Here is a 21,811-nt window from a genome sequence, read left to right on the forward strand (position 1 = left end):
CCGATACCCACCGACATTCTCGTTCACGGGAGCCCGGCGCGTAGCGCGGTGACGCGGCCGACGGCCGCGGTGAACGTCTGCGGGTCGAGTCGGCCGGAGGTGTAGGCGTCGGCCAGCGCGGTGGTCGCGTCCGTGCCCTGGGTGGTGTCGCGGGCCGAGCACAGGATCAGGTCCATCCCGGCCAGCGCCGCGGCCACCGACCGCTCGCCGGTGGTCCCGAACGCACTCAGCGCCTCGGCCTCGATCGCGTCGGTGATGGTGACGCCGCGGAAACCGTTGCGGCCGTGCAATTCCCGATCGACGATCGTGGGCGACAGGCCGGCAGGGTGGTCGGCGTCGAGGGCAGGATAGATCGCCCACGACATCATCACCAGTTTGACGCCTGCGACGATGGCTGCCGGGTACGGCATCTCGTCGACCTGGTGCAGCCGCGACAGGGTCACCGGGAGAGTGACCGGGCCGGTGTCGGTGTTCTGTCCTGCGGGCGCCGTGCCGAGGCCGGGGAAATGCTTGGCGGTGGCGGCGACACCGGTGGCTTGTTGGGCGAGGGTGAACGCGGACCCGAGCGCGGCGACGACGTAGGGGTCGTCGCTGAAGGAGCGTTGGGTGCGGTCGATGAAATTGCCTGGCGTGTCGAAGACATCGAGCACCGGGGCAAGGTTGACGTTCATGCCGACCCCGCGCAGATTCGCACCCGCCGCGCGTCCCGCGTCGAGGGCGGCGCCCACCGGGTCGGCGGACTGACCGACCTGCTTGGCCGAGCGCACCGGTTCTCCGGGCAGCCGTCGCACGACTCCGCCTTCTTGGTCGGTCATCAACAACAGCGGCACCGGGATCGGGCTTTCGGCCTGCGCCTGCCGCAGCCGGGTGACCACCCCGGCGATCTGGTCGGTACCGGAGATGTTCTCCCCGAAGAAGATCACGCCTGCGGCCCGGCCCGCGCGGATGTCGTCGAACAGCGACTGCGGCGGCGTCAGGCCGGGATAGGAGTAGATCACCCGCTGTCCCGCCAGTTGCTGCGGTGTCAGGCCCGCAGGCTGGGCCGCGGCCCGGGTGGCCGAGGCCCCCATCGAGACGGCATACGCCAGCAGCAGCGCCAGCGCGGCCGCCAAAAACCCGGTCCGACGGCGACTTTCGCGCCAAGTAGTCGGCTGCGGCATCACGGAGCCTCCTAATCACCCAGGTGGGAACAATGATTCCGCACTTCCGGTCGCTACGTACGCAACTTCACTGCGCGCGATCGAGAAATCGGGCCTGCGTCGGTCTGCAACAACGAATCACCAACGCTCCCTCCGCATCACCCGCGGTACATGCTCAGGCACCCGAGCCTGTCGGGTGTGGATCGGGGAGGAAGATCGCGACGGCTTCGCCGCGGAATGCGGCCCGCTGCTCGTCGGTGGTTGCGTCGTCGCGGTCGTGCTCGGCGAGATGGAGCAGACCGAGGCTGGTGGCATAGACCAGACGCGCGCGGTGTGCGGCTTGTGCGGGCGGCACACCGAGTTCGCGATAGGTGCGTGTCAACAGGTCCAATCGGGTGCGGTCCACCCGTTGCACCGCCGCGCGGACCCGTTCGTCGCCGGATTCGCCGATCAGACTGAGTTGCACCGAGGGCGGGCCGGTCTCTCCCGCGGTCACGATCGCCTCGAGCAGGCGCCGTAGCCGCGTGGCCGGGTCGTCGATCTCTTCGAAGGGCGCCAGGGATTCGTAGCCGTGCGAGCGCACCCACTGGTCGAGCGCGGCGGCGACGAGTTCGTCGCGGTTGCGGAAATGCGCGTAGAAGCTGCCCTTCGTCACGCCGAGGGCTTTGGCCAGCGGTTCCACCGCGACCGCGGTCAACCCGCCCGCGGCGATGGCCCGCAAGGCCGCCCACACCCAGTCCTGCGCCGACAGTCGTGTCGACTCTTTCGCGCTCGGATCTGCAGCCATGCCCTGAGAATACGGTGCCGTATTGACAGGCCGGTCATCGGCGACATACGGTGCCGTATGGATACGGTTGCGTATCCATACGGAAGCGTATGCAGGAGGGGATGACGATGGAAAAGATCGCTGACGAGGTCTATCTGCTCGATGGCAGGCCGAAATATGCCTACAACGCGTACCTGGTCGGTGACGTGCTGGTGGATTCGGGATCGCGCTGGGCGGCGCGCCGAATATTGCGGCAGCTCGCCGGTCGCCGGGTGCGCTCGCATGTGGTGACACATGCCCATCCCGATCATCAGGGATCCAGTCATGTGGTGTGTGAGCGGCTCGGGTTGTCGCTGGCGTGCGGCGCGGCGGATGCGGACGCGCTGGAACACGGCACGCTGGCGGAGGCGGCGCCTGATCATCCGGTGGTGCGCTGGCAGCTGAAACATTGGGCAGGCCCGCCACATCCGGTCGATCGGCGGCTGCGTGAGGGCGACGAGGTCGCCGGGTTCGAGGTGCTCGAGACTCCCGGCCACACCCACGGTTCGATCTCGCTGTGGCGCGAGTCGGATCGGTTGCTCATCGTCGGTGATGTGCTGAACCGGCGCCCGAAGGTCCTCGGGGGCGAGATCGGCGAGGCGCCACCGGGATTCTGTCTCGATCCGCAGCGCAATCGGGCGTCGATCCGTCGCCTGGCCGCGCTCGAACCCCGCGTGGTCTGCTTCGGTCACGGACGTCCGCTGCACGGTGCAGGCCATGTGCAGGAGTTTGCCTCGACCCTGCGTGAATGATCTGCGGCCGTGCGTAATACGCTCCGGCGCCGAGCGGACCCGAACAGCTGCGCGCAAGGCTGAGGCGCCGAACTCATTCGCGCAGTGCGCATCTGCGGCGTCGGTAGGGTTGACAGTATGGAACAGGACGCACGAGTTCGGCTGGCCTCGTCGTTCGGCGCGGCGGCCCCGGCCTATGCCGAGCATCGTCCGGACTACGCGCCGGAGGCGGTGCGCTGGGCACTGGCGCCCGCGCCCGGCCTGCGCGTGCTCGACCTCGGTGCCGGAACCGGCAAGCTGACAGGGACTTTGGTCGCGCTCGGTGCCGAAGTCAACGCGGTCGAGCCCGACCCGGCGATGCTGGCCGAGCTGCGCCGCGCGTGGCCGGCCGTGCGGGCCCTGCCGGGTAGTGCCGAGGCCATACCGCTGCCCGATGCGTCCGTGGATGCCGTGCTGGCGGGAAACGCGATGCACTGGTTCGATATGGCCGTCGCGGGGCCCGAAATCGCGAGAGTCCTTGTGCCCGGTGGCATTCTGGCCGGATTGTGGAACGTCGTGGACGACCGCGTCGACTGGATTGCCGGACTCGAGCGGGTCAGCGGATCCGCGGCCATCGGCGCGCGAGACACGTTCAGCAGTTGGCGCGGCGCGACGGCGGGTTTGCACCTTCCCCGCACCGGTGTGCCCGCGCGGTTCGGCTTGCCCGAGCAGGCCGAGTTCCCGCACGGGCAGCGTCGCACCGCGGACTCCCTCGTCGCGACGCTCGCGACGAGGGCCGGGGTGCTGGTCATGCCCGGACAGCAACGCCGGGCCCTCCTCGACAGGATTCGTGCTTTCCTCGCGAGCACACCAGAAACAGCCGACGAGTTCACCCTGCCGCTGCTGACCGGTGTGCTACGCGTCCGGCAACTCTGAAACATCCTCGGCAGCACCGTATCCGCGATGCCACCGATCACCCGGTAGTCAGGGTGCCTGCGAGGAGCGGGATCAGGCGATCCCAATGGTGTTGCAGGGCAGCAGGGTTGAAGGCACTGGTGTCGGACATGGTGAAGCCGTGCACGGTGCCCGGGTAGATCTCGGAGGTGTAGTCGACCCCTGCGGCGTCCAACGCATGGTCGAGTTCGGCGATGGCCTCGGGTGTCATGTCGGGTTCGGCGTGGGCGAGGTGGATTCGGGCAGTCAGCCTGGGGGCGAGGCGATGTGGGCTTTCCGGTGCGTCGGTGACCAGCAGGCCCGGGTGGAATCCGGCGACGGCCGCCACCCGGTCCGGGTCGGCTGCCGCGGTGCGCAGCGCGAGAACCGCGCCCATGCAGTAGCCGATCGCGGCGACCGGTCCGGCGCTGACCTCGGGTTGGGCAGTGAGGAAGCTGACGTAGGCGTCGGCGTCCCGCAGGACCCGGTCGACGGTGTGCGCCTCGACAAACGGCATCAGCTGGTCGACGATCGCGATCCGGGCGTCGTTGCTGATGTGCTCGGGAAGTTCGACCAGCGGTGTCGTGCCGTGCCGGTAGTAGACGTTGGGGACGAGCACGTAATACCCGTGTTCGGCCAGTTCGCGGGCGCGCTGCTCCAACACGGGCCGCACGCCGAAAACGTCCATGTACAACAGCACCCCTGGGTGTTGCTCGCCGTCGTCGGGGAAGGCCGCGAAGGCGTCGGCCGAGCCGTCGGCGGTGGTAATCTGCAGAGTCGTGGATGGCATGAATTGTCCTGTCGTAGTTGATCTGTCGAAGCTGTGATCAATACGACGGAGGCGGGCCACGCGCGAACCCTGTTCCGCGATCCACCAGCGGGCACCTATCGGCCCGCACGGCGCTCAGAAGAGCACCGGGTCACCAATCCGTGTGCGCCGCGAGGCAGTCCCGGTAGTCATCGCCGACGAGCATAGCCCATCCGCGCACAGTCCGCCGCCTTGATCAGCGAACCCTTCGACCGCAGCAGCACTCCCCCACCGCCGCGGGCCGATCGAATTGTCCCGTGCTGCGCTGAGGTTCCCCGCTTTCTCGTCCGGCTCCGACTGTGGTCCGATAGGGCCGAAAGGAGTCATTCGTGGAGGGTCCAGGAAGGTTGGGCGAGCTGGGTGCTGAGGGCGGAGATCCTGAGGGCTCTCATGCGCGGAGTGACCGACAGAGTGGAGCTGCACGCGACTCGTGCGACGACAGAAATCGCCGCAGCCGCCCGTGGCCAGCACATCGGCGCACGAGCCATCGAGACCGCGGTCCGGACATACACCGACGGCGACTTGTCGAGTCCCGTACCAGCGCAATGGCACCTCGGCTCGTGGATGACGAGCGGTCGACGTGACCAGGACGGGCGGCCTTTCGACTCGAACGGATGCCCGATGGACTGGGACCCGCCGCTACTGTCCGCCGGGCCGCCGCACGGTCCGCCTGCCCACGAGACGCCGACGGCGATACGGCAACTGACTCCGGATGACTGGCAGCTGGATCGTGAGATCTCGCTGAGGACACTCGCCGCAGCGCCTGCGGAGTACAAGACGACGTTCGACGAAATGTTCGCGCGTTCCGCCGAGGAATGGCGCCGGCGCGCGCAAGCACGCCACGCCAAGTTCGTCGCCCTCCAGAACGGCGAACCGACCGGGGCGGTAGCGGTGGTGAAACACGAGCGGCCGGATACCGTCGAGCTGGTATCCATGTTCGTGGCGCCGGAAGCCCAGGGCAGCGGCGCCTCGAACCACTTGATTCAGTCGGTGGTGGATTGGGCCACAGACAACGACTACCGGCGGGTGGTTCTCTGGGTCCGCGAAGAAAACCTGCGCGCCGACAACGTCTATCGACGGCACGGCTTCGGCTGGACGGGCAGGGAGGCAGAAGGTCCGCATGGTCTCCGGGTCGAAATGTACCGGCTGCTCGGCGAGTCGGATCGGATCATCTACGACACCGGTCGGCCGTGGCCTTGAGCCACGCTTCCCGGCCGGGACCGATTCCACTTGGGGCGCAGGCGTTTTCGATACTACGACGCCGTCGTGTCCTCGGTCAGTCCGGCCGCGGTCAACGTGAGGTGCCGCGCCAATATCGCTGCGGCAGTGTCGGCGTCGCGCGCCAATGCTGCTTCCTCCAGCCTGCGGTGTTCTTCGTCGCCGTCGCGGTCGGGGTTGCGCAGTCCTGACCAGCGGCGTGCCAGCTCGCTCGCGGTCCACATGCGGTCGAAGGTCTGCAGCAGGACGGGATTGCCGCAGCCGTCCAGCAAGGTGCGGTGGAAGATCCGGTGCGCTTCGGCCCACGCCTCGCTGTAATGCTTGCCCTCCTCGGGCACCCATGCCGGCGTGCGGGACAGCCGGTGGTGGGCGGCCCGCACGCGCGCCTCCCAGTCGAGGTCGCCGCGCTCGATGGACATCCGGAGCAGGACCGGTTCGATGGTCCGGCGCGCCTCGGCGATGTCTTGCCAGCGGCGATCGGAGAACGCGGGGACGGCGAAGCCGCGATTGGGCAGCCGGTCGGCCATGCCTTCGCCGACCAATCGCACGAGGGCCTCGCGGACGACAGCCAAGCTCACGCCGTGTTCCTTCGCGAGGTCCTGCGGTTTCAGGGCGGCACCGGGGGCGAAGTCTCCGCGCATGATCGCACCCCGCAGGTGTGCGTAGACCTGCTCGGAGAGCATCTGTTTGCCCGGGGTGGCGGCCGTCGAGGTCATGCCAGCATCATAGACGATCTCTTCAATAATCGATTATCTTTGCTACTGTCGATCACGGGCGATGAAACATCGACGTTCATCTACCCGCCTTCGCACCACGTGCTTGAAAGGACCGACGCGATGAGCGCCAACGACCCCTTCGCTCGCCTCCCCGAGGCGGCCTCCTTCACCGTCACCAGCACCAGCGTCACCGACGGCGCCGCCTGGTCACCCGAGCAGCTCTCCGCCGGCGTCCCCGGCGGGAAAGACCTCTCCCCGCAGCTGTCCTGGAGTGGCGCTCCGGCAGGCACCAAGAGTTACGCCGTCACCGTCTACGACCCCGACGCCCCCACTGGCTCGGGGTTCTGGCATTGGGCCGTGGCCGACATCCCCGCCACCGTCACCGAGCTCCCCGAGGGTGCGGGCGACGAGGCTGGTTCGGGCCTGCCCGCGGGCGCTTATCAGGTGTCCAACGACGCGCGCACAACCCAATTCCTCGGCGCCGCACCACCGGCCGGGCATGGGCCGCATCGCTACTTCGTCGTGGTTCACGCGCTCGACGTCGACTCCATCGGCGTCTCTGCGGACGCCACCCCTGCCTTGCTCGGCTTCACCATGTCGGGTCACGTCCTCGGTCGCGCGATCCTGATCGCGACGGCGGAAACACCGGGCAGCGAACGGATCGAGGTCTCCCGTGTCATCCCCGCACCGGCTGCGGCCCTCTTCGCGATCCTCACCGACCCGAAAGGCCATGTGGACATCGATGCCTCCGGCATGCTCATCGATGCCGAAGGCGACCCGGTCGCCCAGCCCGGCGACCGCTTCTTGGTCCACATGGACCGCGAAGCTCTCGGCGATGTTCCGCTGGGCCGATACGAGGTCGAGGTTGTCATCACAAAGTTCAACCAGGACAAGGAGATCGCCTGGACCGTCGAAGGTGCCCGCGTCCGACCACATGCCCGCCACATCTACGGCTACCGCCTCGAGCCCACCGGCGACGGCACCCTGGTCACCTCGTACTACGACTGGTCCGAAGTCCACCCGGATTGGAAGGCGCGCCTCACCTTCCCGGTAGTCCCCGAATCCGCCCTCAAAGCCACTCTCGGCATCCTCGAGCGCATCGTTCGCCGCCGCAACCCCTGACCATCCGGAAGTCCGATCGCGCCAGGCCGCTGCACAGTACGCACTGCGAACGCCGAGGCGACCCCGCCGACGCAGCGCGACCACGTTGTGCTGCAACAAACTTCGATGCCGACGAGTACGACGGCTGGCCGGGCGGTCAGACCAGCGGGCGTCCGCCGAGGTAACAGCCACAGACTGGATCCGACCTCGGCGGCTTGGAGTCAGGGCGCTGCCGGGCCGAGCAGGTCCCAGCGGTTGCCGGAGATGTCGAGGAAGACGGCGACCTGACCGTAGGGCTCGGTGCGTGGTTGGCTGACGAATTGCACACCGGCGGACAGCATTCGACGGTGTTCGGCGGCGAAGTCGTCGACGCGCAGGAAGAAGCCGACGCGGCCGGCGACCTGGTTTCCGATGGCAGGGAGCTGATAGGCGCCGTCGGCTCTGGCCAGCAGGATCCCGGTGGTGGCGCCGGGCGGGCGGACGACGACCCAGCGTTTCGGGCGGCCGTCATTGGTGTGTGCTGGCACGTCCTCGACGAGCTCGAACCCCAGTGCGGTGACGAAGAAGTCGATGGCCGGGTCGTAGTCGGCTACGACGATGGTGATCAGTTCGAGGTGCACGAATGCCACTCTGTACCACTGATTTCAGGTGGCGCAATCGAGAGGACGCGTACCAATTGCCATTTCGGATGCTGCGCCCCCTGCCGCGCCTCTGTGGCGCACGCCATCTTGCTTGACTGTCACAGGGATCGGCGATCCGGTGTCTTGTGTGCGAATCGTCGTCGAGGAGGAACTGATGAATATCGCCCTGTGGATCTGCACCGGACTGCTCGCCGTGGTCGCTCTCAGCGGCGGCTTCACGAAGACGTTCATACCCAAGGAGAAGTTGGCCGCGCATTCCGGCGGGGAATGGGTCGAGGCCGCCGACGTCGGCTTCGTGAAGTCGCTAGGAATCCTCGAGTTGTTGGCCGCGGTCGGCCTGATTCTGCCCGCCGTGCTCGATATCGCGCCCCGGATGGTGGCGGTGACGGCGGCCTGCTGGGTGGTGCTCATGATCGGTGCGATGATCACGCACGGGCGGCTCGGCCAATTCAAGCTCGTGCTGGTGAATGCGGTTTACCTCGCGCTGGCTGTCTTTGTGGCCTGGGGCGGATTCGCCTCGGACACCTTCCTCGGCTGACAGAACCGGTCCGGCGGGCCCAGATCGCCTGTCTCGGGCCCGCCGGACCGGTGCCGCCGTCAGGCCTGACCCGGAGGCGGGCAGGGCAGACCGTTGAGGTCGGACGGGGGCGGAAGCGGACGACCGTCGGGTCCCTTCGGCGGCGGCAACGGTTTGCCGTCCTCCCCCAGCGGAGGCGGCACGCACCCGTTGTTCGGGCCGTCGACGACGCGTGCGGGCACCTGCACGCCGAGAACGATCGGACTCGCTGCCGCCTGCGCGGCGATCAACCCCGAACCCACAATCGCGGCGGAAGCCAAGACCATGGTCATGCGCAACCTCATAGAACTCCCCTGTCTCGAATGGTGTTGCCTGTCATGGATTTAGACGCGCAAGTTCCCGCCAGGTTCCACGGAAATCAAAATGTGATCCACGCCACATGCGCTGAATGAACCCGCACACGACTCCCGAAAGCACGGAGCCCAGAACAGCGCGGAATTGACATGTGATGAGCCCGTTCGGCCGCAGCGCGACGGTTCGGTAGCCGGATCAACCAGTGGGACTGCACATTCGGATTCGAGTAGTTTCACCGATGCACCTAGGCGTGCCGGGGGCAAACTGTATGCCAGGAGCCGGATCAGTTGTGTTGTACAGCAACCCAATCCGGGACACGAGTCCATTCGCCACCGATGTCGCCTGGCGCAGAGTGTTGAACGAATGAATCCGATCGGGTACCAGATATGTTCGCTGAGTTGGTCATTGTTGTATCGGGTGCGCTGCTGGTGGTGACCGCCGCGTGGACGTGGCGAGGGCACTCACTTAGGGCGCGCGGGTGGGTTCGGGATGCGAGCGGGCGAAGGTTGTTGTTCGCCGTCGCGCCGGGGCTGGGGTTGCTGACCCTCGGCGGCGGCGCGCTCAGCTTTGCGCAGCGGGTTGCGCCGGGGGTGTTCGGGCTGGTGACCTCGGTGGTCGCACTGCCCATGCTGTTCGGAGCGGTCCTGGTGGTGGCCGGGATGGTGCATCTGCCGAGCTGGTGGGCGCCACGCTGGTACCGGAGCGGAAAGGGCGGCGGGGCCACGGGGATTCGCGCGAAGGTGTTGCCTGCGATCCTGGATCGGGCAGGCGTCCGAGACGCCGCGGAGTCCGCGCGGATGGTCGAGGGCGTCGAACCGATCGGGTCGTGGTCGGCGGCGTGGGTGTACGACCCCGACACCGACGAGCGGGCGCACGAGCTGTCCGCCAGGGGCGCGGTCGCCGGACGGCTGTCCGTGTACCCGGTGGGGATCGTCTTCGCCGCCTCCGCCGTCGAAAAGCAGGCGTGGGGCCGAGACATCGTGCTCGGCATCGACATTGCCGATATCACCGATGCCCGCAAACTACCCCCGCGCGCCGGAGCCGACGGTCATCCGCGAAAGGGCGTCCTGCATCGGTCGCTGTACCCACGACTAGGCGTCTACACCCGCCACGGTGACTACGTCTTCGATCTGGCCGGGTCACGCGCCCATCGGGTGGCGCAGTTGGTGCGCTCGTCGCTGCCCGGGAACGGGGTGCGGCAGCGGTGATGTCGGCAGCAGGCTCAGCGCCGAGCCAACGGTCGGCGCGCTCGGCCGCACCATGCGCGATATCCGCGGCGATTGCATCGACGTTGATTCAGCGAAACCGCTTCGGTGGCACGGTCAACCATGATCGCCGGCCGAGGCTGCGGTGCTCGGTGATGTTCGAGCACTGATGTTCAGGTGAGGGCGGCTCGGGCGTGTGCGTAGGTGATGGCGTCCTCGGCGTAGATCGATGCGTCCTGTGCTGCCGAGCATTCGCGGAGTCGCTCGATCGCGGTGTCCAGGTCCGGGCACGGGCCGCGGTCGGCGAGCAGGACGACGATCGCTTCCCAGGTTCTGAGCTCGGGGTCGGGGTGGGTCAGGAGTTCGTCGAGGTACTGGTCCGGTTCCAGTAGCCGGATCGCGCGGCGGGCGTAGGCGTGGACGCGACGCGGTAGTTGCGCGCGGATCGCGTCGATATCGGCCTGCAGGACATGCTGGCCCGGTTGTGCGGGGTCGGTGCGGACGGTCCATGCCGTGGTCAGCTCGTCCGGTAGGCCGTTGGTCTCGATCAGGCCTGGGCCGCTCGCCTTTTCCAGCGGTGTCGCCGACAGGCCGAGCCTGGCGTTACGCCAGTTGCTGAACTCCCACCACGACCGCGGGGTGGCGTTCAGGCGCAAGCTGAACCCGAGCACTTGCTGGCCAGCGGTCCAGGTGCGGGTCACCCTGGTGCGGGTGATCGAGGCGACGCCGTCGGGCTCGACTCGCACCCAGGACGGCTCGGAGCCATCAAACCCGTACGGCTGCAGCAATTTTCCCGTATCGCGCAGGAGGCGGCGCAGAGCCGAATCAGTGCTGACCATCCTCGCAGGATAGTGACTCGGTCCGACAGATCATAGCCAAGGGTTTGCCGACACGCCGATCACCGGCCTCGACGGCGGCTCGACGCTGGGTATGCGGAATGGTAACCGTGTCGTTGCCGAGTGCTCGTGAATCACGGGGAAGACGACCGTCGACCTCGTCTACTCCGGCATTTGCGCGGAGGTCTCGCGCTCGGCGCGGATAGCCGCCGGCTCCGCCGCGCACCACGCGCCACCCCACGCGCCGATCACGAGCACCTACCGTCCGGCGGCACTCCGGTCCGTGCGTAGTCGTCCTCGAACGCAGGCGGTCGCACGTCGGACCGGTCGATCCGTCGCATCGCGTCGATCAACAACACCAAGCAGGGCGAAGACGAGCCGTGAGATCCCGTAGGCGAACTCGGTGGCGCTGGTCAAGTAGCTGATTGCGAGGTGGCCGACGCGTCGTCGATGGCGCGAAGCTCACGCAGGAGACGGCCGCGAATCCTGTGCCACCTAGCGCAGCGGAGCCCAGCCGGAGCCGAGCACTCCGACTGGGCCCGTTGCCTTTTCGCCGCTAGTCGCCGAGCGGGTTGAGCAGATCAGCTTTCCCTTCGAAGGCGAACAGCAGCAGGTCGGTCATGCGGAAGGTGTTCGAGTCCGGACCGAACAGGGGACGCCAGGCCGGTTCCCGCACGATCGAGGTGCGGCTGCCTTCGATGGCGCGGTGGAAGACCTCGGCAACGATGCGGCCACCGACGGGCCCGAGCAGCCCGTTGTTGAGCTCGGCTTCGCGCAAAATGTAGAACCACAGCGGGGTTTCGGTAGCGACGCGCACCTGCTGCTCGGCGGTGAGCGTGTCGAGGCGGGCGCCGTTGTCGCCCTGCAGAATCTGCTCCGTGGTCAGCGGTGCGACCCCGAGGAACTCCGCCATCTGCTGCCCGCTGGCCAGACGAACCATGCGGGCCCGCGTCAGGTTGCGGTAGGCGAGGTTGCGCTGGATGTCAGGGAATTTGGTGCCCCGTCCACCGAAAGTGCCCGCTGGCAACATGTTCAGCGGGTCGACCAGCAAGGTGTCGATGCGCTTTGTCACGTTGCCGCCGCCCGCGGTGGCCGGGGGCACCAGGTCGGGTCGGTCGACTTCGGTGAAGTCGTAGAGCCTGCGGAAGTCCGCGATCCAGTTGGTCGGCAGGGTGTCGACGAAACCCGAGTTGGGGTCGTCGAGTTCGGGAAGCTGTGAGCCGCCTTGGAAGTTGCCGCTGGTGCCGGTGAAGGTGAACAGCAGCAGCAGGCTGGCGTTCGAACCAGGACCGGCGATGTTGAACACCCGGTTCCATTCGTAGGAGCCGCGAATCATGCTGTGGCCGACGCGATACGCGGCGACGGAGAATTCGATCGGCATCGTCGGGCTCACCCCGAGGCCCGGGTGGCTGTCGGTGTCGAAGAAGCGGCGACCGTTACGGAACACGTCGGTGACGATCGCTGGATCGACGATGCGCGGCAGGAAATCGGTGACCAGCATCCACTGGTAGTGGCGCACAACGAGTTCGCGGGCAACGGCGAACAGTCGTTGCCTGCCCTTGAGCGCGAGTTCGGCGACGACGCGGTTGTGGAATCGGATGAACGCCAGATGAGTTTGCGCGACCGCGAGGTTCTCGTCGTTGCGTAAATCGGGGATGAGCGCACGTCGCCGGTCGGCGGCGGTGGCCCCCGTGCCTGCCCTCGGCAGGTCGAATCCTTCCATCTCGACGTCGACCTGCGCGTCGGGGAAGGTCGTCGGCGAGGTGGTCCCGACCGCGAGACTTACCCCGTCATCGGCGTAGCAGATTCGGTCGTGCGGGTCGGTCGGTCCTCTGCCGTAGAGCGAGTCCAGGTCGAGGGCCGGTGAGCGGCCTTGTACGAGCTCGTCGACGGTGACGTCGGCGCCGAGCTGTGCGTCGGTGCGGTCCATGGTCATGTCGTGGTCGACGAACTGGCCGAGGTAGGTGAACCCGGCCGGGATCGGCGGGTCCGCCGAATCCGGTTGCGGGACAACGGCGGTGATCGCGTTCGCCAACGCGACCCTGGTCATCTCGTCGATCGGTGCGCCGACCGGTCCGAGCCGGGAGAAGCGGAATCGGCGCAGCTCCTCGACCGTCAACGGCTGACGTGTGGTCGGCTGGCCGTCCCTGTCGAACTCGAGCACCCCCTCGCCGACTACGTAGAAACTGTCGCTGCCGTGCCTTTTCATGTGAACCTCCGGATGGTTCTCGGTGAGTGATTCCGGACGAATGCCGGCATGGCAGCCGCCCCCCATTGTTTGCGTGACATATCGCCGACCGAACATATCGGTCGGTCGATTGAAAAAATGTCAAATACCCCGACCCGCAGCGACCCTCGAATTACGTTCCGAGACATCGCCGATGCGGCGCGCGAGTTTTTCATTCCGAACTGAACGCAGCGGTTATCCGCCCGCGATCAGGCCGCGCAGGCGACCGCCTGCGCGCGAATTGAACTCCTCCCCAATACATTTGATCAAATACCGGAGACCCCATCCCTCCGGACTGACCCCATGCTATACGAATATCGCCACCCGATCAGCCAAAACTTTCGGGGGCAACTGGCGGCTATTGCGATTCGAGCAAGCACCGGACGACTATTTACCGCCAACACAACCATTGTTGATCATGATGCCGACAGTGCGCCGGACACAACCGGTTACGAGCTCAGTGACAGCTCGAACGTCATCATGTCCCGTCCTGGCCCGTTGTAGTCGCGGACCGGGCCGACGACGGTGAAACCGAGCGCACGATGAAAAGCGACCGAGCCCTGATTGCCCGGACTGGTGATCGCCTTGACGACCTGCCGGTCCGCGGCCCGGGCGAGCGTGATGAACCGGTCGTACAGATCGCGCGCCAGCCCCTTGCCCCGATGACGCGGATTCACGCCGACGAAATGGATGTAGGCGGTATTCGGTTCGTGCGGCGACAGAAAGCCGACGAGAAAGCCGATCAGCCGACTGTCGCGCTCGGCGATGAGGCTGGTGCCCGCGAAGTGATCGAGGAACAACCGCGGGACCGCCGCCGTCACCGGCCGCTGCCACCACGCGTCGACCACGTTCGCAATGGCGTCGTAATCGGCAGCGGTGGCGGGACGGATCCGGAGCTGGTCAGACATCGCGTGCATCATGCCATGGTCTGTTGATCATGACCTGGGCGGCTATGGGCGATAGGTGGCCAGGAAGCGGCCGATGCGTTCGATGATGGCTTCCAGATCGTCGGCGTGCGGCAGGGTCAGGATCCGGAAGTGGTCGGGGCGTGGGTAATTGAAGCCGGTGCCCTGCACGATGTGAATCTTCTCCTGCAGCAGCAGATCCAGCACGAATTGCTCGTCGTCGCGGATCGGATACATCTCGAGATCGATGCGCGGAAAGGCGTAGATCGCACCCTTGGGCTTCACGCAGGAGACGCCGGGGATCGCGTTGAGCGCTTCCCAGGCGCGGTCGCGTTGTTCGCGCAGCCGTCCGCCGGGCAAGGTGAGATCGTAGATGCTCTGATGCCCACCGAGGGCGGCCTGAATCGCCTGCTGGCCAGGCACATTCGAGCACAGGCGCAGACCGGCGAGCATCGTGAGCCCCTCGAGATAGTTCTCCGCGTGCTGCGTCGGGCCCGAGACGACCATCCACCCCGAGCGCAGTCCGGCACAGCGGTAGGACTTCGACAGCCCGGAGAAGGTGACGCACAACAGATCCGGGGCGAGCGAGGCGAGCGCGGTGTGTTCGAGGCCGTCGTAGTAGATCTTGTCGTAGATCTCGTCGGCGAACACCACGAGGTTGTGCCTGCGCGCGATCTCGAGGATCTCGCGCAGCACCTCGGGCGGGTAGACCGCGCCGGTCGGGTTGTTCGGGTTGATGATCGCGATCGCCCGGGTGCGGTCGGTGATCTTCGAGGCGATGTCGGCCACGTCGGGGTACCAGTCCGCGCCCTCGTCACACCGGTAGTGCACGGGCCTGCCGCCGTTGAGCGCGGTCGCCGCGGTCCACAGCGGGAAGTCCGGGGCGGGGACGAGGACTTCGTCGCCGTTCTCCAGCAGCGCCGTCATCGCCATCATGATCAGTTCGGAAACGCCGTTGCCGAGGAACACCTCCTCGACGTCCACCCCTTCGACACCGAGACTCTGGTAGTACTGCACCACCGCACGCCGCGCCGACAGCAGCCCCTTCGACGAGGAGTAGCCCATCGAGCCGGGCAGATTCCGGACGATGTCCTGCAGGATGCCCGCGGGCGCCTCGAACCCGAACAGCAACGGGTTGCCGGTGTTGAGCTTCACCACATGGTGTCCCTCGGCTTCGAGCCGTGCGGCCTGCTCGGCGACCGGACCGCGGATCTCGTATGAGACACCCGACAACTTGCTCGACTGCTTGACCTGCATGAACATCCCTTCTCGGTGCGGACGCCGCTCACTCTACTTGGAAGTTCCAAGTTTGCACTTGGAATTTCCAAGCGCTTCGTTACAGTGGACCCGTGCCACGCCGAAGCTACGCCCACTACTGCGCCGTCAGCCGCGCCCTCGACGTCGTCGGCGATCGATGGAATCTGCTGATGATCCGCGAATTGAGTTCCGGGCCACGCCGCTACAGCGACCTGTTCGCCGATCTGCCCGGGATCAGCACCGATGTGCTGGCCGCCCGCCTCAAAGAGCTCGAACAGGACGGCGTGCTCACCCGCCGCCGCACCGGTCCGCGCGCGGCGACCACGGTGTATGAACTCACCGAGACAGGCGTCGCGCTTCGTCCCGTGCTCGACGCGCTATCAGTGTGGGGGACAACACTTCTCAACGAACGCCAGCCCACCGACGCCGTGCGCGCGCATTGGTTCGCGCTGCCGTTGGGACGTGCCGTCGCCGAGCTGGTGCCGAAAGGGACTGTCACGGTGCACATCGGCGAGAGCACCTTCCACTACCGCATCGGCGGGGACGGCATCAGTCACCACGACGGCCCCGCCGATGAGGCCGACCTCGAACTGCATCTGGATCTGGCAAGCGCGACCGAGGTCGCCACCGGCGCGCGGCCACTGGCCGACATCGTCAACGCAGACACTGACTTTCGAGGTCAGTCACATGAAGGGACACTGCACTGAAGATCACCGTGCTCGGTGGCGGCGAGAGCAACGAACGCGCCGTCTCGGCCGCGTCCGGCGCCGCCGTCGCCGCCGCATTCCGCAGCCTGGGTTACGCCGTCGACGAGGTGGATCCCGCGGTGTGGCCGCAGCCCGCGGCCTTCGACGCGCACATCGCCGCGACCGCACCGCCGGAATCCGAGGCCAAGCGTCTCGAAATCGCCTTCCGGTCGAACATGCACAACGACGTGTTCCTGCGCAGCCTCGACGGCGATGTGGTCTTCTTGGCGCTGCACGGCGGCATCGGAGAATCCGGCGAACTCAAAGCGCTGCTGGAAGCACGCGGGATACCGAGCACCGGGGTCGGTTCCGAGGCAATGGCGTTGTCCTGGAACAAGATAGACACGATCGCCACGCTGGCGGCGGCCGCGGTGCCTGTCCCCCGCGCACCACTGCCCGACCAGCCGCTGCCTGACGGTGCGAACTGGATCGTCAAGCCCGCGCTCGGCGGATCCAGCCTCGAGGTCTACCGATGCGGCAGCGCTGAGGAAGTCGAGGCGGCAACCGCGCGGATCGAAGGCCCGGTCCTGGTCGAGGAGTTCCTGCCCGGTCCGGAATTCACCGTGGGAATCGTTGGCGCACAAGCATTGCCGCCCGTGCTGATCGAACCGGGCGAGGGCTGGTTCGGGTACGAGGCGAAATATCAGATCGGCCGCTCGCGCGAGATCTGCCCCGCACCCATCGACGACGCGCTCACCGACCAGCTCCTCACCCTGGCCAGAAAATCCACGGCCGCACTCGGATTCGGCGACAACTCCTACGCCAGGGTCGACATGATGCTCGACGCCTCCGGCACGCCGCGTGTGCTGGAGGTCAATTCCCTACCCGGGCTGGCGAATGCGAGCCTGCTGCCGCTGGCCGCCCGCGCCGCGGGATGGAGTTTTCCGACGCTCTGCCAGGAGATCGTCCGCCTCGCCAGCTGATTTGCGTTGTCGGATCGCCTGGTTCGGTGCTGGAATGTGCGCATGTCGGATGGATTGTTGCTCGGGTTCGTCGTCGTCGCCCTGCTCGCGGTCATGGTGCCCGGTCTGGACACGATGCTCATGCTGCGGCACGCGGTGCTCGGTGGATGGCGTGCCGGACTCCTGGCCTTGCTCGGAATCAACGTAGGTTGCGTGGTGTGGGGCTCGGCGAGCATCGCGGGACTTACCGCCGTGCTCACCGCCTCACACCTGGCCTACGAGATCGTCCGCATCGCCGGGGCCGCGTACCTGATCTGGTTGGGCGGCTCGGCACTGTGGAAGAGCTTGCAGCGCAAGCGCTCCGACGAGCTGCCGACCGGTGTCGAGCCGCAGTCGCGGTCGGCGTTCCGCGCCGGGCTGGTGACCAACCTGCTCAACCCGAAGGTCGGCGTGTTCTACATGAGCTTGCTGCCCCAGTTCATTCCGGCCGGTTCGATCGTGTGGGGCGCGGGACTCGTGGCGATCCACGTGACCATCGGCCTGCTGTGGATGAGCGGTCTGCTGGTGCTTGCGGCGAAGCTTCGGGCGGTTTTCCTGCGCGAGCAGGTGCGGCGCTGGCTCGACCGGGTCACCGCGACCGTATTCGTCGGCCTCGGCGTCAAATTGGCCGTCGAGGCGCCGTAAGCCGGATCGGCGATGCGCCGAGACCACCTGCGCCCGAACCCTCGGGGCCGCCGTCGTATTCGCCAAGGTCACATCCGCAATCGGCCGGCCTCGGGGTGCGCCACCGTTGAACTGTCCGCCTGTCGACGTCGCCCGGTGCCTGCCGGCGGTGAACCAACCGGCATCGGCGTCGCGTCAGCTGCGTTCGACGAGGTCGGCCAGGCGGTCTATCGAAGCACGGAGTGTGTCGGTGGTGATGGAAAGCGCACGCGGCACCCGTTTCTCGTCGGTGAGCCCGGTCCAGTCGTAGGTGTGCGTGACGCGGGTGACGGTGTCGTCGACCGGCGCGAGTTCCCAGCGCCACAGGTGGCCCGGCGGCCGCTGGGCCGGTTCGGCCGGGAGCCAGGCGATCCGGCGGGCTTCCTCGAATTCGACGACATGGTTCTCGCGGACGGTGCCCTTGGTGAGGGTCATGGCGAACACTGCGCCGACACTGTGCACGCGTTGCCCCGCAGCGGCTTCGGCGAGGTTGTCGTTGCCGTCCCACAGCGGCTGCTTGGCGGGATCGGCGATCAGCTCGAAGATCCGCGCCGGGTCGGCGGCGATATCGCGGCTGGCGGAGACGACACGGGGAGCGTCGATGTTGTCGGTCATGCAGTGATCGAACCATCCGGAACGGATGTGCCGCTACCGGAGTCGTGTCCGATTCGGGTTGTGTGCGCGGCGATGTGATCGGCAAGGGGCGACCACAGTTCGCGCGGCAGATTGTGGCCCATGCCGTCGAAAGTCACCAGTTCAGCGCCGGGAACCGCCGCCGCGGTCGCACGACCACCGCTGATATCGCACATGGGATCGGCAGTACCGTGCACCACCAGCGTCGGGACCCGCACAGCCTTCAATTGCGCGGTCCGGTCACCAGACGCGAGGACCGCCACGAAATGCCGCATCATCGCCTCGTGATCGTGGCCACGGTCATAGCTGAGCGCGGCACGCGCAGCCACCGCCTGCTCGTCGAACTCGAAACCAGGCGAACCAAGCGCACGCGAGGCCCGAACCTGCCATTCGACATACCCCGCGCGGTCGGTCGGCTGCGGCCCCAACGATCCGAGCACGCGCGGATCAGCCTGTCCCACCGCACGATCGCCGGTGGTCGAGCTGATCGAGGTCAACGTCCGCACCCGATCGGGATACTCGACCGCTACCAGTTGCGCGATCATCCCGCCCATCGACATGCCGACCAGATGCGCACTGCCCAACCCCAGCGCGTCCAGCAGACCGACGGTATCGGCCGCCATGTCCGACAGGTTGTAGGCCGCAGTCGACAGATCCCCGGCCATCGCCGCATAGATATCGACAGCCGCCGCATCGGACAGATGCGTCGACCGGCCCGCATCACGACTGTCGAACCGAATCACGAACAGTCCCCGGCCCGCCAGCTCAGCACAGAACCCGTCGGGCCAATTGATCATCTGCGCGCCGCCACCCATGATCAGCAACACCGGCGGCACACTCGGATCACCGAACCGCTCGTACACGATGTCGAGCCCCGACGGACCGACCTCGCGCGCCGTCTCCTCAGTCATCTCTTCCTCCCTGTGCGCGCACCACTGCAGCCCCCGCACCAGCTCCGGCCTGCGAGTATGCGCCACCCCCTGGCCCTTGCCGCAAGCCCACCACCCCGATGTATGTTTAAGTGGGAGGGATTGATCGACCCGGAAGTCCCATTCCCGGGCTCCCCCTTCGAATCCACTCCCGGCGAACCAGCTCCCGGCGAACCAGCTCCCGGCGAACCTGCTCCCCGCGGATCTCCTCCCGGCGAGTCTTCTCTCCGCGGATCCTCTCCCCGCGAGCCCGATCCCGGCGGATCCCTCCTGGCGGATCCCCTCTCGGCGAACCTGTCCCCAGCGAGCCCGGCTCCGCCCGGATCCCCTTCCAGCGAAGCCGCTCGCTTCGAATCCACGAGTGGCACACCACGGTGAGTTCTTCTCGCACTTTGCCGCAGCCATGTACCACTCGTCGGCACACCGCGCCGGACGAGGGCTCGCGTCGAGCGGTCCGGGCGGTGGGCCTATGGGTCAAGCCGCGACTCGAACAGTCTGAACCCGCGTGATCGGCCGATGGTCAGGCTGCGACGCGAACACAATCAACTCCCACGCGGCGGTCGTCGGTACATCGCGCCGGAGGACAGTCTCGCGTCGAGTGGTTCGGGTGGTCGGCCGGTGGTCAAACCGCGACGTCGAGCAGCCTGAACCCGCGTGATCGGTCAGGCTGCGACCGCGAACAGGGTCAACGCTTCGAGCCCAGCAGCGCGTCCGGGGTGACGATGTCGTGCGCGGCGCTCGTCGGCACACCGTGCCAGACGACGGTTCGCGTCGAGAAGTCCGGTTCGTCAGGCTGCGACGTCGAACAGCGTCAACTCGCGCGCAGCGTTCGCGCGTTCTTCGGCCCGCTCGCGAGCCGCGCAGGTGGGACCGATGCCGTCGGCCACCGATGCTGCTGATACCAGCCAGCCGTGACATCGACGGCAGTGCGTGACCAGCCGGACCGTTGGCCTGTCGTCACTCTCGGCCATGTCCTTCTCCTCCGGCCGCCCCACAAACTGACAACCTAAGCGTCGCATGACCTACCGACAGTTTTCGCGCGCATACGCAGCGGTCGGAGCGCGCGTACATCCACGGGTGCCGCAGTGCACCGCCCATGTCGATGCCCATGTGCGCTCGGTGCCTTTGCGGACGAAGTAGTCCTCCTGCTCGTAGTGCCGACCCTCGCCGATAGCGGCTCGAGCGTGAATTCGGTGTCGATCCCTATGTGCGCTTGGTGTCTTCGTGGACGACGTGGTCCTCTTGCTTGCACTGTCGAGCCTTGCCTATCGCGGCTCGAGCGTGAATTCGGTGTCGATCCCTGTATGCGCTTGGTGCCCGCGTGGACGACGGGGCCCGTTGCTCGCACTGCCGACCTCGCTCAAGCGACTCAAGAGTGAGTTCGTTACCGGTGGAACGTGATTCGGTGCCACGGCGGCGCGGCGTGCCGATTTGCAGCGCGTGCAGAGCGGCGGCTCCCCGTGTGGAACCTGCCGATCGTGTTCGGTCCGATCGCCGTCACCTACAAACGTCGACGGTGTCAAGGATCCGGTGCTCGACGGCCCGACCGCGGCCAAGGTCTTCAATGGCATGCGATGCAAACGCATGCAGATCGGATAGCGCCCGCGCATGCGGTTCAAAATGCATGCAGTGCAGGAAGAGTCGGCTAACCCGCTGCTGCGTTCGCGAGGGTTCGGGTATCGCCGAGTGCGTCGACAAGTGCAGAGAGTGCGTGGGAGCAGCCTGCGTCGACAGTAAGCGCGGCCAGATCGTCGCCGCGGGTGCGGCCGCGGTTCACGATCACCACGGGGCGACCGTGTTTGGCGGCGTGCCGGACGAAACGGAGCCCCGACATGACCGTCAGCGATGATCCGGCTACTAAAAGCGCGTCCGCGTCGTCGACGAGTTCGTATGCGGCAGCCACCCTGTCCTTGGGAACGCTCTCGCCGAAGTAGACGATGTCGGGCTTGAGCATGCCGCCACAGGACGCACAGTCGACCATGCGAAAGCCGTCGGTGTCGGCGACCACGGCGTCGGCGTCGGGGGCGACTTCGACACCGTTGGCTTTCGCGTCGGCCGCGAAACCCGGGTTCGCTGCCTCCAGCCGTTCGGCCAACGTCATCCTGGAGATCAAGGCACCGCAGTTCAAGCAGCACACGCGTGCATAGGTGCCGTGCAGGTCGATCACCCGGCGATGCCCTGCCTTGGTGTGCAGCAGGTCGACGTTCTGGGTGATCAGACCACTGACTACACCCATCCGCTCCAGCCGGGCCAGCGCCCGGTGACCGAGATTGGGACGCGAACCGTCCATCGCCCGCCAGCCGACGTGGTTGCGGGCCCAATACCGTTGCCGGAATGCCGTGTCACCGACGAACTGCTGGTAGGTCATCGGATTCCGGGGTGGCGAGGACGGGCCGCGATAGTCGGGGATGCCGCTGTCGGTCGATACCCCGGCGCCGGTGAGCACCGCGATGCGGCGACCGGCCAGCAACTCGACGAGCCGGTCGATTTCCGCGCCGACCGACGATTTCGCATCCGACATCAGTCC

The 21,811-nt window shown here is 66.9% G+C and carries 22 protein-coding genes and 3 pseudogenes; 11 read left to right on the plus strand and 14 right to left on the minus strand.

Features of this window, described 5'->3' with window-relative positions:
* Positions 1-23: 23 nt before the first annotated feature.
* Both ACGFNJ_RS19520 and ACGFNJ_RS19525 read right to left on the minus strand, forming a co-directional pair.
* Positions 24-1,160 carry a glycoside hydrolase family 3 N-terminal domain-containing protein gene (locus ACGFNJ_RS19520; RefSeq protein ID WP_393449614.1) on the minus strand — a complete coding sequence of 379 codons (1,137 nt, stop codon included), beginning with the start codon at positions 1,158-1,160 and terminating at the stop codon, positions 24-26.
* 154 nt (positions 1,161-1,314) lie between these two features.
* Positions 1,315-1,926, minus strand: a complete 612-nt coding sequence (locus ACGFNJ_RS19525; protein WP_393449617.1) for a TetR/AcrR family transcriptional regulator — start codon at positions 1,924-1,926, stop codon at positions 1,315-1,317.
* 107 nt (positions 1,927-2,033) lie between these two features.
* Between ACGFNJ_RS19525 and ACGFNJ_RS19530 the strand changes: the two genes are divergently transcribed.
* Both ACGFNJ_RS19530 and ACGFNJ_RS19535 read left to right on the plus strand, forming a co-directional pair.
* The gene (locus tag ACGFNJ_RS19530; RefSeq protein ID WP_393449620.1) at positions 2,034-2,696 is read left to right on the plus strand and encodes an MBL fold metallo-hydrolase; all 663 of its coding nucleotides are present in this window, start codon (positions 2,034-2,036) and stop codon (positions 2,694-2,696) included.
* A gap of 117 nt (positions 2,697-2,813) precedes the next feature.
* Positions 2,814-3,590, plus strand: a complete 777-nt coding sequence (locus tag ACGFNJ_RS19535) for a class I SAM-dependent methyltransferase (protein WP_393449623.1) — start codon at positions 2,814-2,816, stop codon at positions 3,588-3,590.
* Between the two features lie 37 nt (positions 3,591-3,627).
* Here the strand turns inward: ACGFNJ_RS19535 and ACGFNJ_RS19540 are convergent, their stop codons facing one another.
* Positions 3,628-4,377: a dienelactone hydrolase family protein gene (locus tag ACGFNJ_RS19540; RefSeq protein WP_393449626.1), complete on the minus strand. Its 750-nt coding sequence runs from the start codon at positions 4,375-4,377 to the stop codon at positions 3,628-3,630.
* A 417-nt stretch (positions 4,378-4,794) separates the two neighbouring features.
* Between ACGFNJ_RS19540 and ACGFNJ_RS19545 the strand changes: the two genes are divergently transcribed.
* Positions 4,795-5,595 (plus strand): GNAT family N-acetyltransferase, encoded by an 801-nt coding sequence (locus ACGFNJ_RS19545; RefSeq protein WP_393449629.1) that lies wholly within the window; start codon positions 4,795-4,797, stop codon positions 5,593-5,595.
* A 53-nt stretch (positions 5,596-5,648) separates the two neighbouring features.
* On the opposite strand, the gene ACGFNJ_RS19550 is transcribed toward ACGFNJ_RS19545, so the two are convergent.
* Positions 5,649-6,329, minus strand: coding sequence for a GntR family transcriptional regulator (locus tag ACGFNJ_RS19550; RefSeq protein ID WP_393449632.1), 681 nt, complete (start codon positions 6,327-6,329; stop codon positions 5,649-5,651).
* A gap of 120 nt (positions 6,330-6,449) precedes the next feature.
* Here ACGFNJ_RS19550 and ACGFNJ_RS19555 point away from each other — a divergent pair.
* Positions 6,450-6,980 (plus strand): annotated as a pseudogene (locus ACGFNJ_RS19555) (YbhB/YbcL family Raf kinase inhibitor-like protein); the annotation flags it as partial.
* 18 nt (positions 6,981-6,998) lie between these two features.
* Positions 6,999-7,451: pseudogene (locus ACGFNJ_RS19560) on the plus strand (SRPBCC family protein); the annotation flags it as partial.
* Between the two features lie 200 nt (positions 7,452-7,651).
* Here ACGFNJ_RS19560 and ACGFNJ_RS19565 read toward each other — a convergent pair.
* Entirely contained in the window at positions 7,652-8,050 is a 399-nt protein-coding gene (locus ACGFNJ_RS19565) for a VOC family protein (RefSeq protein ID WP_393449635.1), read from the minus strand.
* 175 nt (positions 8,051-8,225) lie between these two features.
* On the opposite strand from ACGFNJ_RS19565, the gene ACGFNJ_RS19570 reads away from it, so the two are divergent.
* Positions 8,226-8,609 (plus strand): DoxX family protein, encoded by a 384-nt coding sequence (locus ACGFNJ_RS19570; protein ID WP_393449638.1) that lies wholly within the window; start codon positions 8,226-8,228, stop codon positions 8,607-8,609.
* A 59-nt stretch (positions 8,610-8,668) separates the two neighbouring features.
* On the opposite strand, the gene ACGFNJ_RS19575 is transcribed toward ACGFNJ_RS19570, so the two are convergent.
* Positions 8,669-8,920, minus strand: coding sequence for a hypothetical protein (locus tag ACGFNJ_RS19575; RefSeq protein ID WP_393449641.1), 252 nt, complete (start codon positions 8,918-8,920; stop codon positions 8,669-8,671).
* A 420-nt stretch (positions 8,921-9,340) separates the two neighbouring features.
* Here ACGFNJ_RS19575 and ACGFNJ_RS19580 point away from each other — a divergent pair, with 420 nt between their 5' ends.
* A complete protein-coding gene (locus ACGFNJ_RS19580) occupies positions 9,341-10,150 on the plus strand; it encodes a hypothetical protein (protein WP_393449644.1) in 810 nt (269 codons plus the stop codon).
* A gap of 170 nt (positions 10,151-10,320) precedes the next feature.
* On the opposite strand, the gene ACGFNJ_RS19585 is transcribed toward ACGFNJ_RS19580, so the two are convergent.
* From ACGFNJ_RS19585 to ACGFNJ_RS19600, 4 genes are all read right to left on the minus strand, one after another.
* Positions 10,321-10,986 (minus strand): hypothetical protein, encoded by a 666-nt coding sequence (locus ACGFNJ_RS19585; RefSeq protein ID WP_393449647.1) that lies wholly within the window; start codon positions 10,984-10,986, stop codon positions 10,321-10,323.
* Positions 10,987-11,539: 553 nt separating this feature from the next.
* Positions 11,540-13,192: a heme peroxidase family protein gene (locus ACGFNJ_RS19590; RefSeq protein WP_393449650.1), complete on the minus strand. Its 1,653-nt coding sequence runs from the start codon at positions 13,190-13,192 to the stop codon at positions 11,540-11,542.
* A 467-nt stretch (positions 13,193-13,659) separates the two neighbouring features.
* On the minus strand, positions 13,660-14,118 hold the full coding sequence (locus tag ACGFNJ_RS19595) for a GNAT family N-acetyltransferase (RefSeq protein ID WP_069167238.1): 459 nt from the start codon (positions 14,116-14,118) through the stop codon (positions 13,660-13,662).
* A gap of 42 nt (positions 14,119-14,160) precedes the next feature.
* Entirely contained in the window at positions 14,161-15,372 is a 1,212-nt protein-coding gene (locus ACGFNJ_RS19600; protein WP_393449654.1) for a pyridoxal phosphate-dependent aminotransferase, read from the minus strand.
* 92 nt (positions 15,373-15,464) lie between these two features.
* Here ACGFNJ_RS19600 and ACGFNJ_RS19605 point away from each other — a divergent pair, with 92 nt between their 5' ends.
* From ACGFNJ_RS19605 to ACGFNJ_RS19615, 3 genes are read left to right on the plus strand one after another with little or no spacing between them, the layout of a single operon-like run.
* Positions 15,465-16,079, plus strand: coding sequence for a winged helix-turn-helix transcriptional regulator (locus ACGFNJ_RS19605; RefSeq protein WP_393449657.1), 615 nt, complete (start codon positions 15,465-15,467; stop codon positions 16,077-16,079).
* Positions 16,080-16,087: 8 nt separating this feature from the next.
* A complete protein-coding gene (locus ACGFNJ_RS19610; RefSeq protein WP_393449660.1) occupies positions 16,088-17,041 on the plus strand; it encodes an ATP-grasp domain-containing protein in 954 nt (317 codons plus the stop codon).
* A 42-nt stretch (positions 17,042-17,083) separates the two neighbouring features.
* Entirely contained in the window at positions 17,084-17,704 is a 621-nt protein-coding gene (locus ACGFNJ_RS19615) for a LysE family translocator (RefSeq protein ID WP_393449663.1), read from the plus strand.
* A 174-nt stretch (positions 17,705-17,878) separates the two neighbouring features.
* Here the strand turns inward: ACGFNJ_RS19615 and ACGFNJ_RS19620 are convergent, their stop codons facing one another.
* From ACGFNJ_RS19620 to ACGFNJ_RS19630, 3 genes are all read right to left on the minus strand, one after another.
* On the minus strand, positions 17,879-18,337 hold the full coding sequence (locus ACGFNJ_RS19620; protein WP_393449666.1) for an SRPBCC family protein: 459 nt from the start codon (positions 18,335-18,337) through the stop codon (positions 17,879-17,881).
* A complete protein-coding gene (locus ACGFNJ_RS19625) occupies positions 18,334-19,266 on the minus strand; it encodes an alpha/beta fold hydrolase (protein WP_393449669.1) in 933 nt (310 codons plus the stop codon). The genes ACGFNJ_RS19620 and ACGFNJ_RS19625 overlap by 4 nt, the downstream gene beginning before the upstream one ends.
* Before the next feature lie 806 nt (positions 19,267-20,072).
* The gene (locus tag ACGFNJ_RS19630) at positions 20,073-20,255 is read right to left on the minus strand and encodes a DUF6011 domain-containing protein (RefSeq protein WP_393449672.1); all 183 of its coding nucleotides are present in this window, start codon (positions 20,253-20,255) and stop codon (positions 20,073-20,075) included.
* 462 nt (positions 20,256-20,717) lie between these two features.
* On the opposite strand from ACGFNJ_RS19630, the pseudogene ACGFNJ_RS19635 reads away from it, so the two are divergent.
* Positions 20,718-20,853: pseudogene (locus tag ACGFNJ_RS19635) on the plus strand (phosphate ABC transporter substrate-binding protein PstS); the annotation flags it as partial.
* Positions 20,854-20,929: 76 nt separating this feature from the next.
* On the opposite strand, the gene ACGFNJ_RS19640 reads toward ACGFNJ_RS19635, so the two are convergent.
* Positions 20,930-21,805: an NAD-dependent protein deacetylase gene (locus ACGFNJ_RS19640; RefSeq protein ID WP_393449675.1), complete on the minus strand. Its 876-nt coding sequence runs from the start codon at positions 21,803-21,805 to the stop codon at positions 20,930-20,932.
* Positions 21,806-21,811 lie beyond the last annotated feature (6 nt).

This window comes from Nocardia sp. NPDC049149, assembly GCF_043197455.1.
Lineage (GTDB): Bacteria > Actinomycetota > Actinomycetes > Mycobacteriales > Mycobacteriaceae > Nocardia.

Bases quoted from the DNA above. Each gene is read 5' to 3' on its own strand.
- ACGFNJ_RS19520 (WP_393449614.1), bottom strand. From the start codon at position 1,160: ATGCCGCAGCCGACTACTTGGCGCGAAAGTCGCCGTCGGACCGGGTTT.
- ACGFNJ_RS19525 (WP_393449617.1), bottom strand. From the start codon at position 1,926: ATGGCTGCAGATCCGAGCGCGAAAGAGTCGACACGACTGTCGGCGCAG.
- ACGFNJ_RS19530 (WP_393449620.1), top strand. From the start codon at position 2,034: ATGGAAAAGATCGCTGACGAGGTCTATCTGCTCGATGGCAGGCCGAAA.
- ACGFNJ_RS19535 (WP_393449623.1), top strand. From the start codon at position 2,814: ATGGAACAGGACGCACGAGTTCGGCTGGCCTCGTCGTTCGGCGCGGCG.
- ACGFNJ_RS19540 (WP_393449626.1), bottom strand. From the start codon at position 4,377: ATGCCATCCACGACTCTGCAGATTACCACCGCCGACGGCTCGGCCGAC.
- ACGFNJ_RS19550 (WP_393449632.1), bottom strand. From the start codon at position 6,329: ATGACCTCGACGGCCGCCACCCCGGGCAAACAGATGCTCTCCGAGCAG.
- ACGFNJ_RS19570 (WP_393449638.1), top strand. From the start codon at position 8,226: ATGAATATCGCCCTGTGGATCTGCACCGGACTGCTCGCCGTGGTCGCT.
- ACGFNJ_RS19575 (WP_393449641.1), bottom strand. From the start codon at position 8,920: ATGACCATGGTCTTGGCTTCCGCCGCGATTGTGGGTTCGGGGTTGATC.
- ACGFNJ_RS19585 (WP_393449647.1), bottom strand. From the start codon at position 10,986: ATGGTCAGCACTGATTCGGCTCTGCGCCGCCTCCTGCGCGATACGGGA.
- ACGFNJ_RS19590 (WP_393449650.1), bottom strand. From the start codon at position 13,192: ATGAAAAGGCACGGCAGCGACAGTTTCTACGTAGTCGGCGAGGGGGTG.
- ACGFNJ_RS19595 (WP_069167238.1), bottom strand. From the start codon at position 14,118: ATGTCTGACCAGCTCCGGATCCGTCCCGCCACCGCTGCCGATTACGAC.
- ACGFNJ_RS19600 (WP_393449654.1), bottom strand. From the start codon at position 15,372: ATGCAGGTCAAGCAGTCGAGCAAGTTGTCGGGTGTCTCATACGAGATC.
- ACGFNJ_RS19615 (WP_393449663.1), top strand. From the start codon at position 17,084: ATGTCGGATGGATTGTTGCTCGGGTTCGTCGTCGTCGCCCTGCTCGCG.
- ACGFNJ_RS19620 (WP_393449666.1), bottom strand. From the start codon at position 18,337: ATGACCGACAACATCGACGCTCCCCGTGTCGTCTCCGCCAGCCGCGAT.
- ACGFNJ_RS19625 (WP_393449669.1), bottom strand. From the start codon at position 19,266: ATGACTGAGGAGACGGCGCGCGAGGTCGGTCCGTCGGGGCTCGACATC.
- ACGFNJ_RS19630 (WP_393449672.1), bottom strand. From the start codon at position 20,255: ATGGCCGAGAGTGACGACAGGCCAACGGTCCGGCTGGTCACGCACTGC.
- ACGFNJ_RS19640 (WP_393449675.1), bottom strand. From the start codon at position 21,805: ATGTCGGATGCGAAATCGTCGGTCGGCGCGGAAATCGACCGGCTCGTC.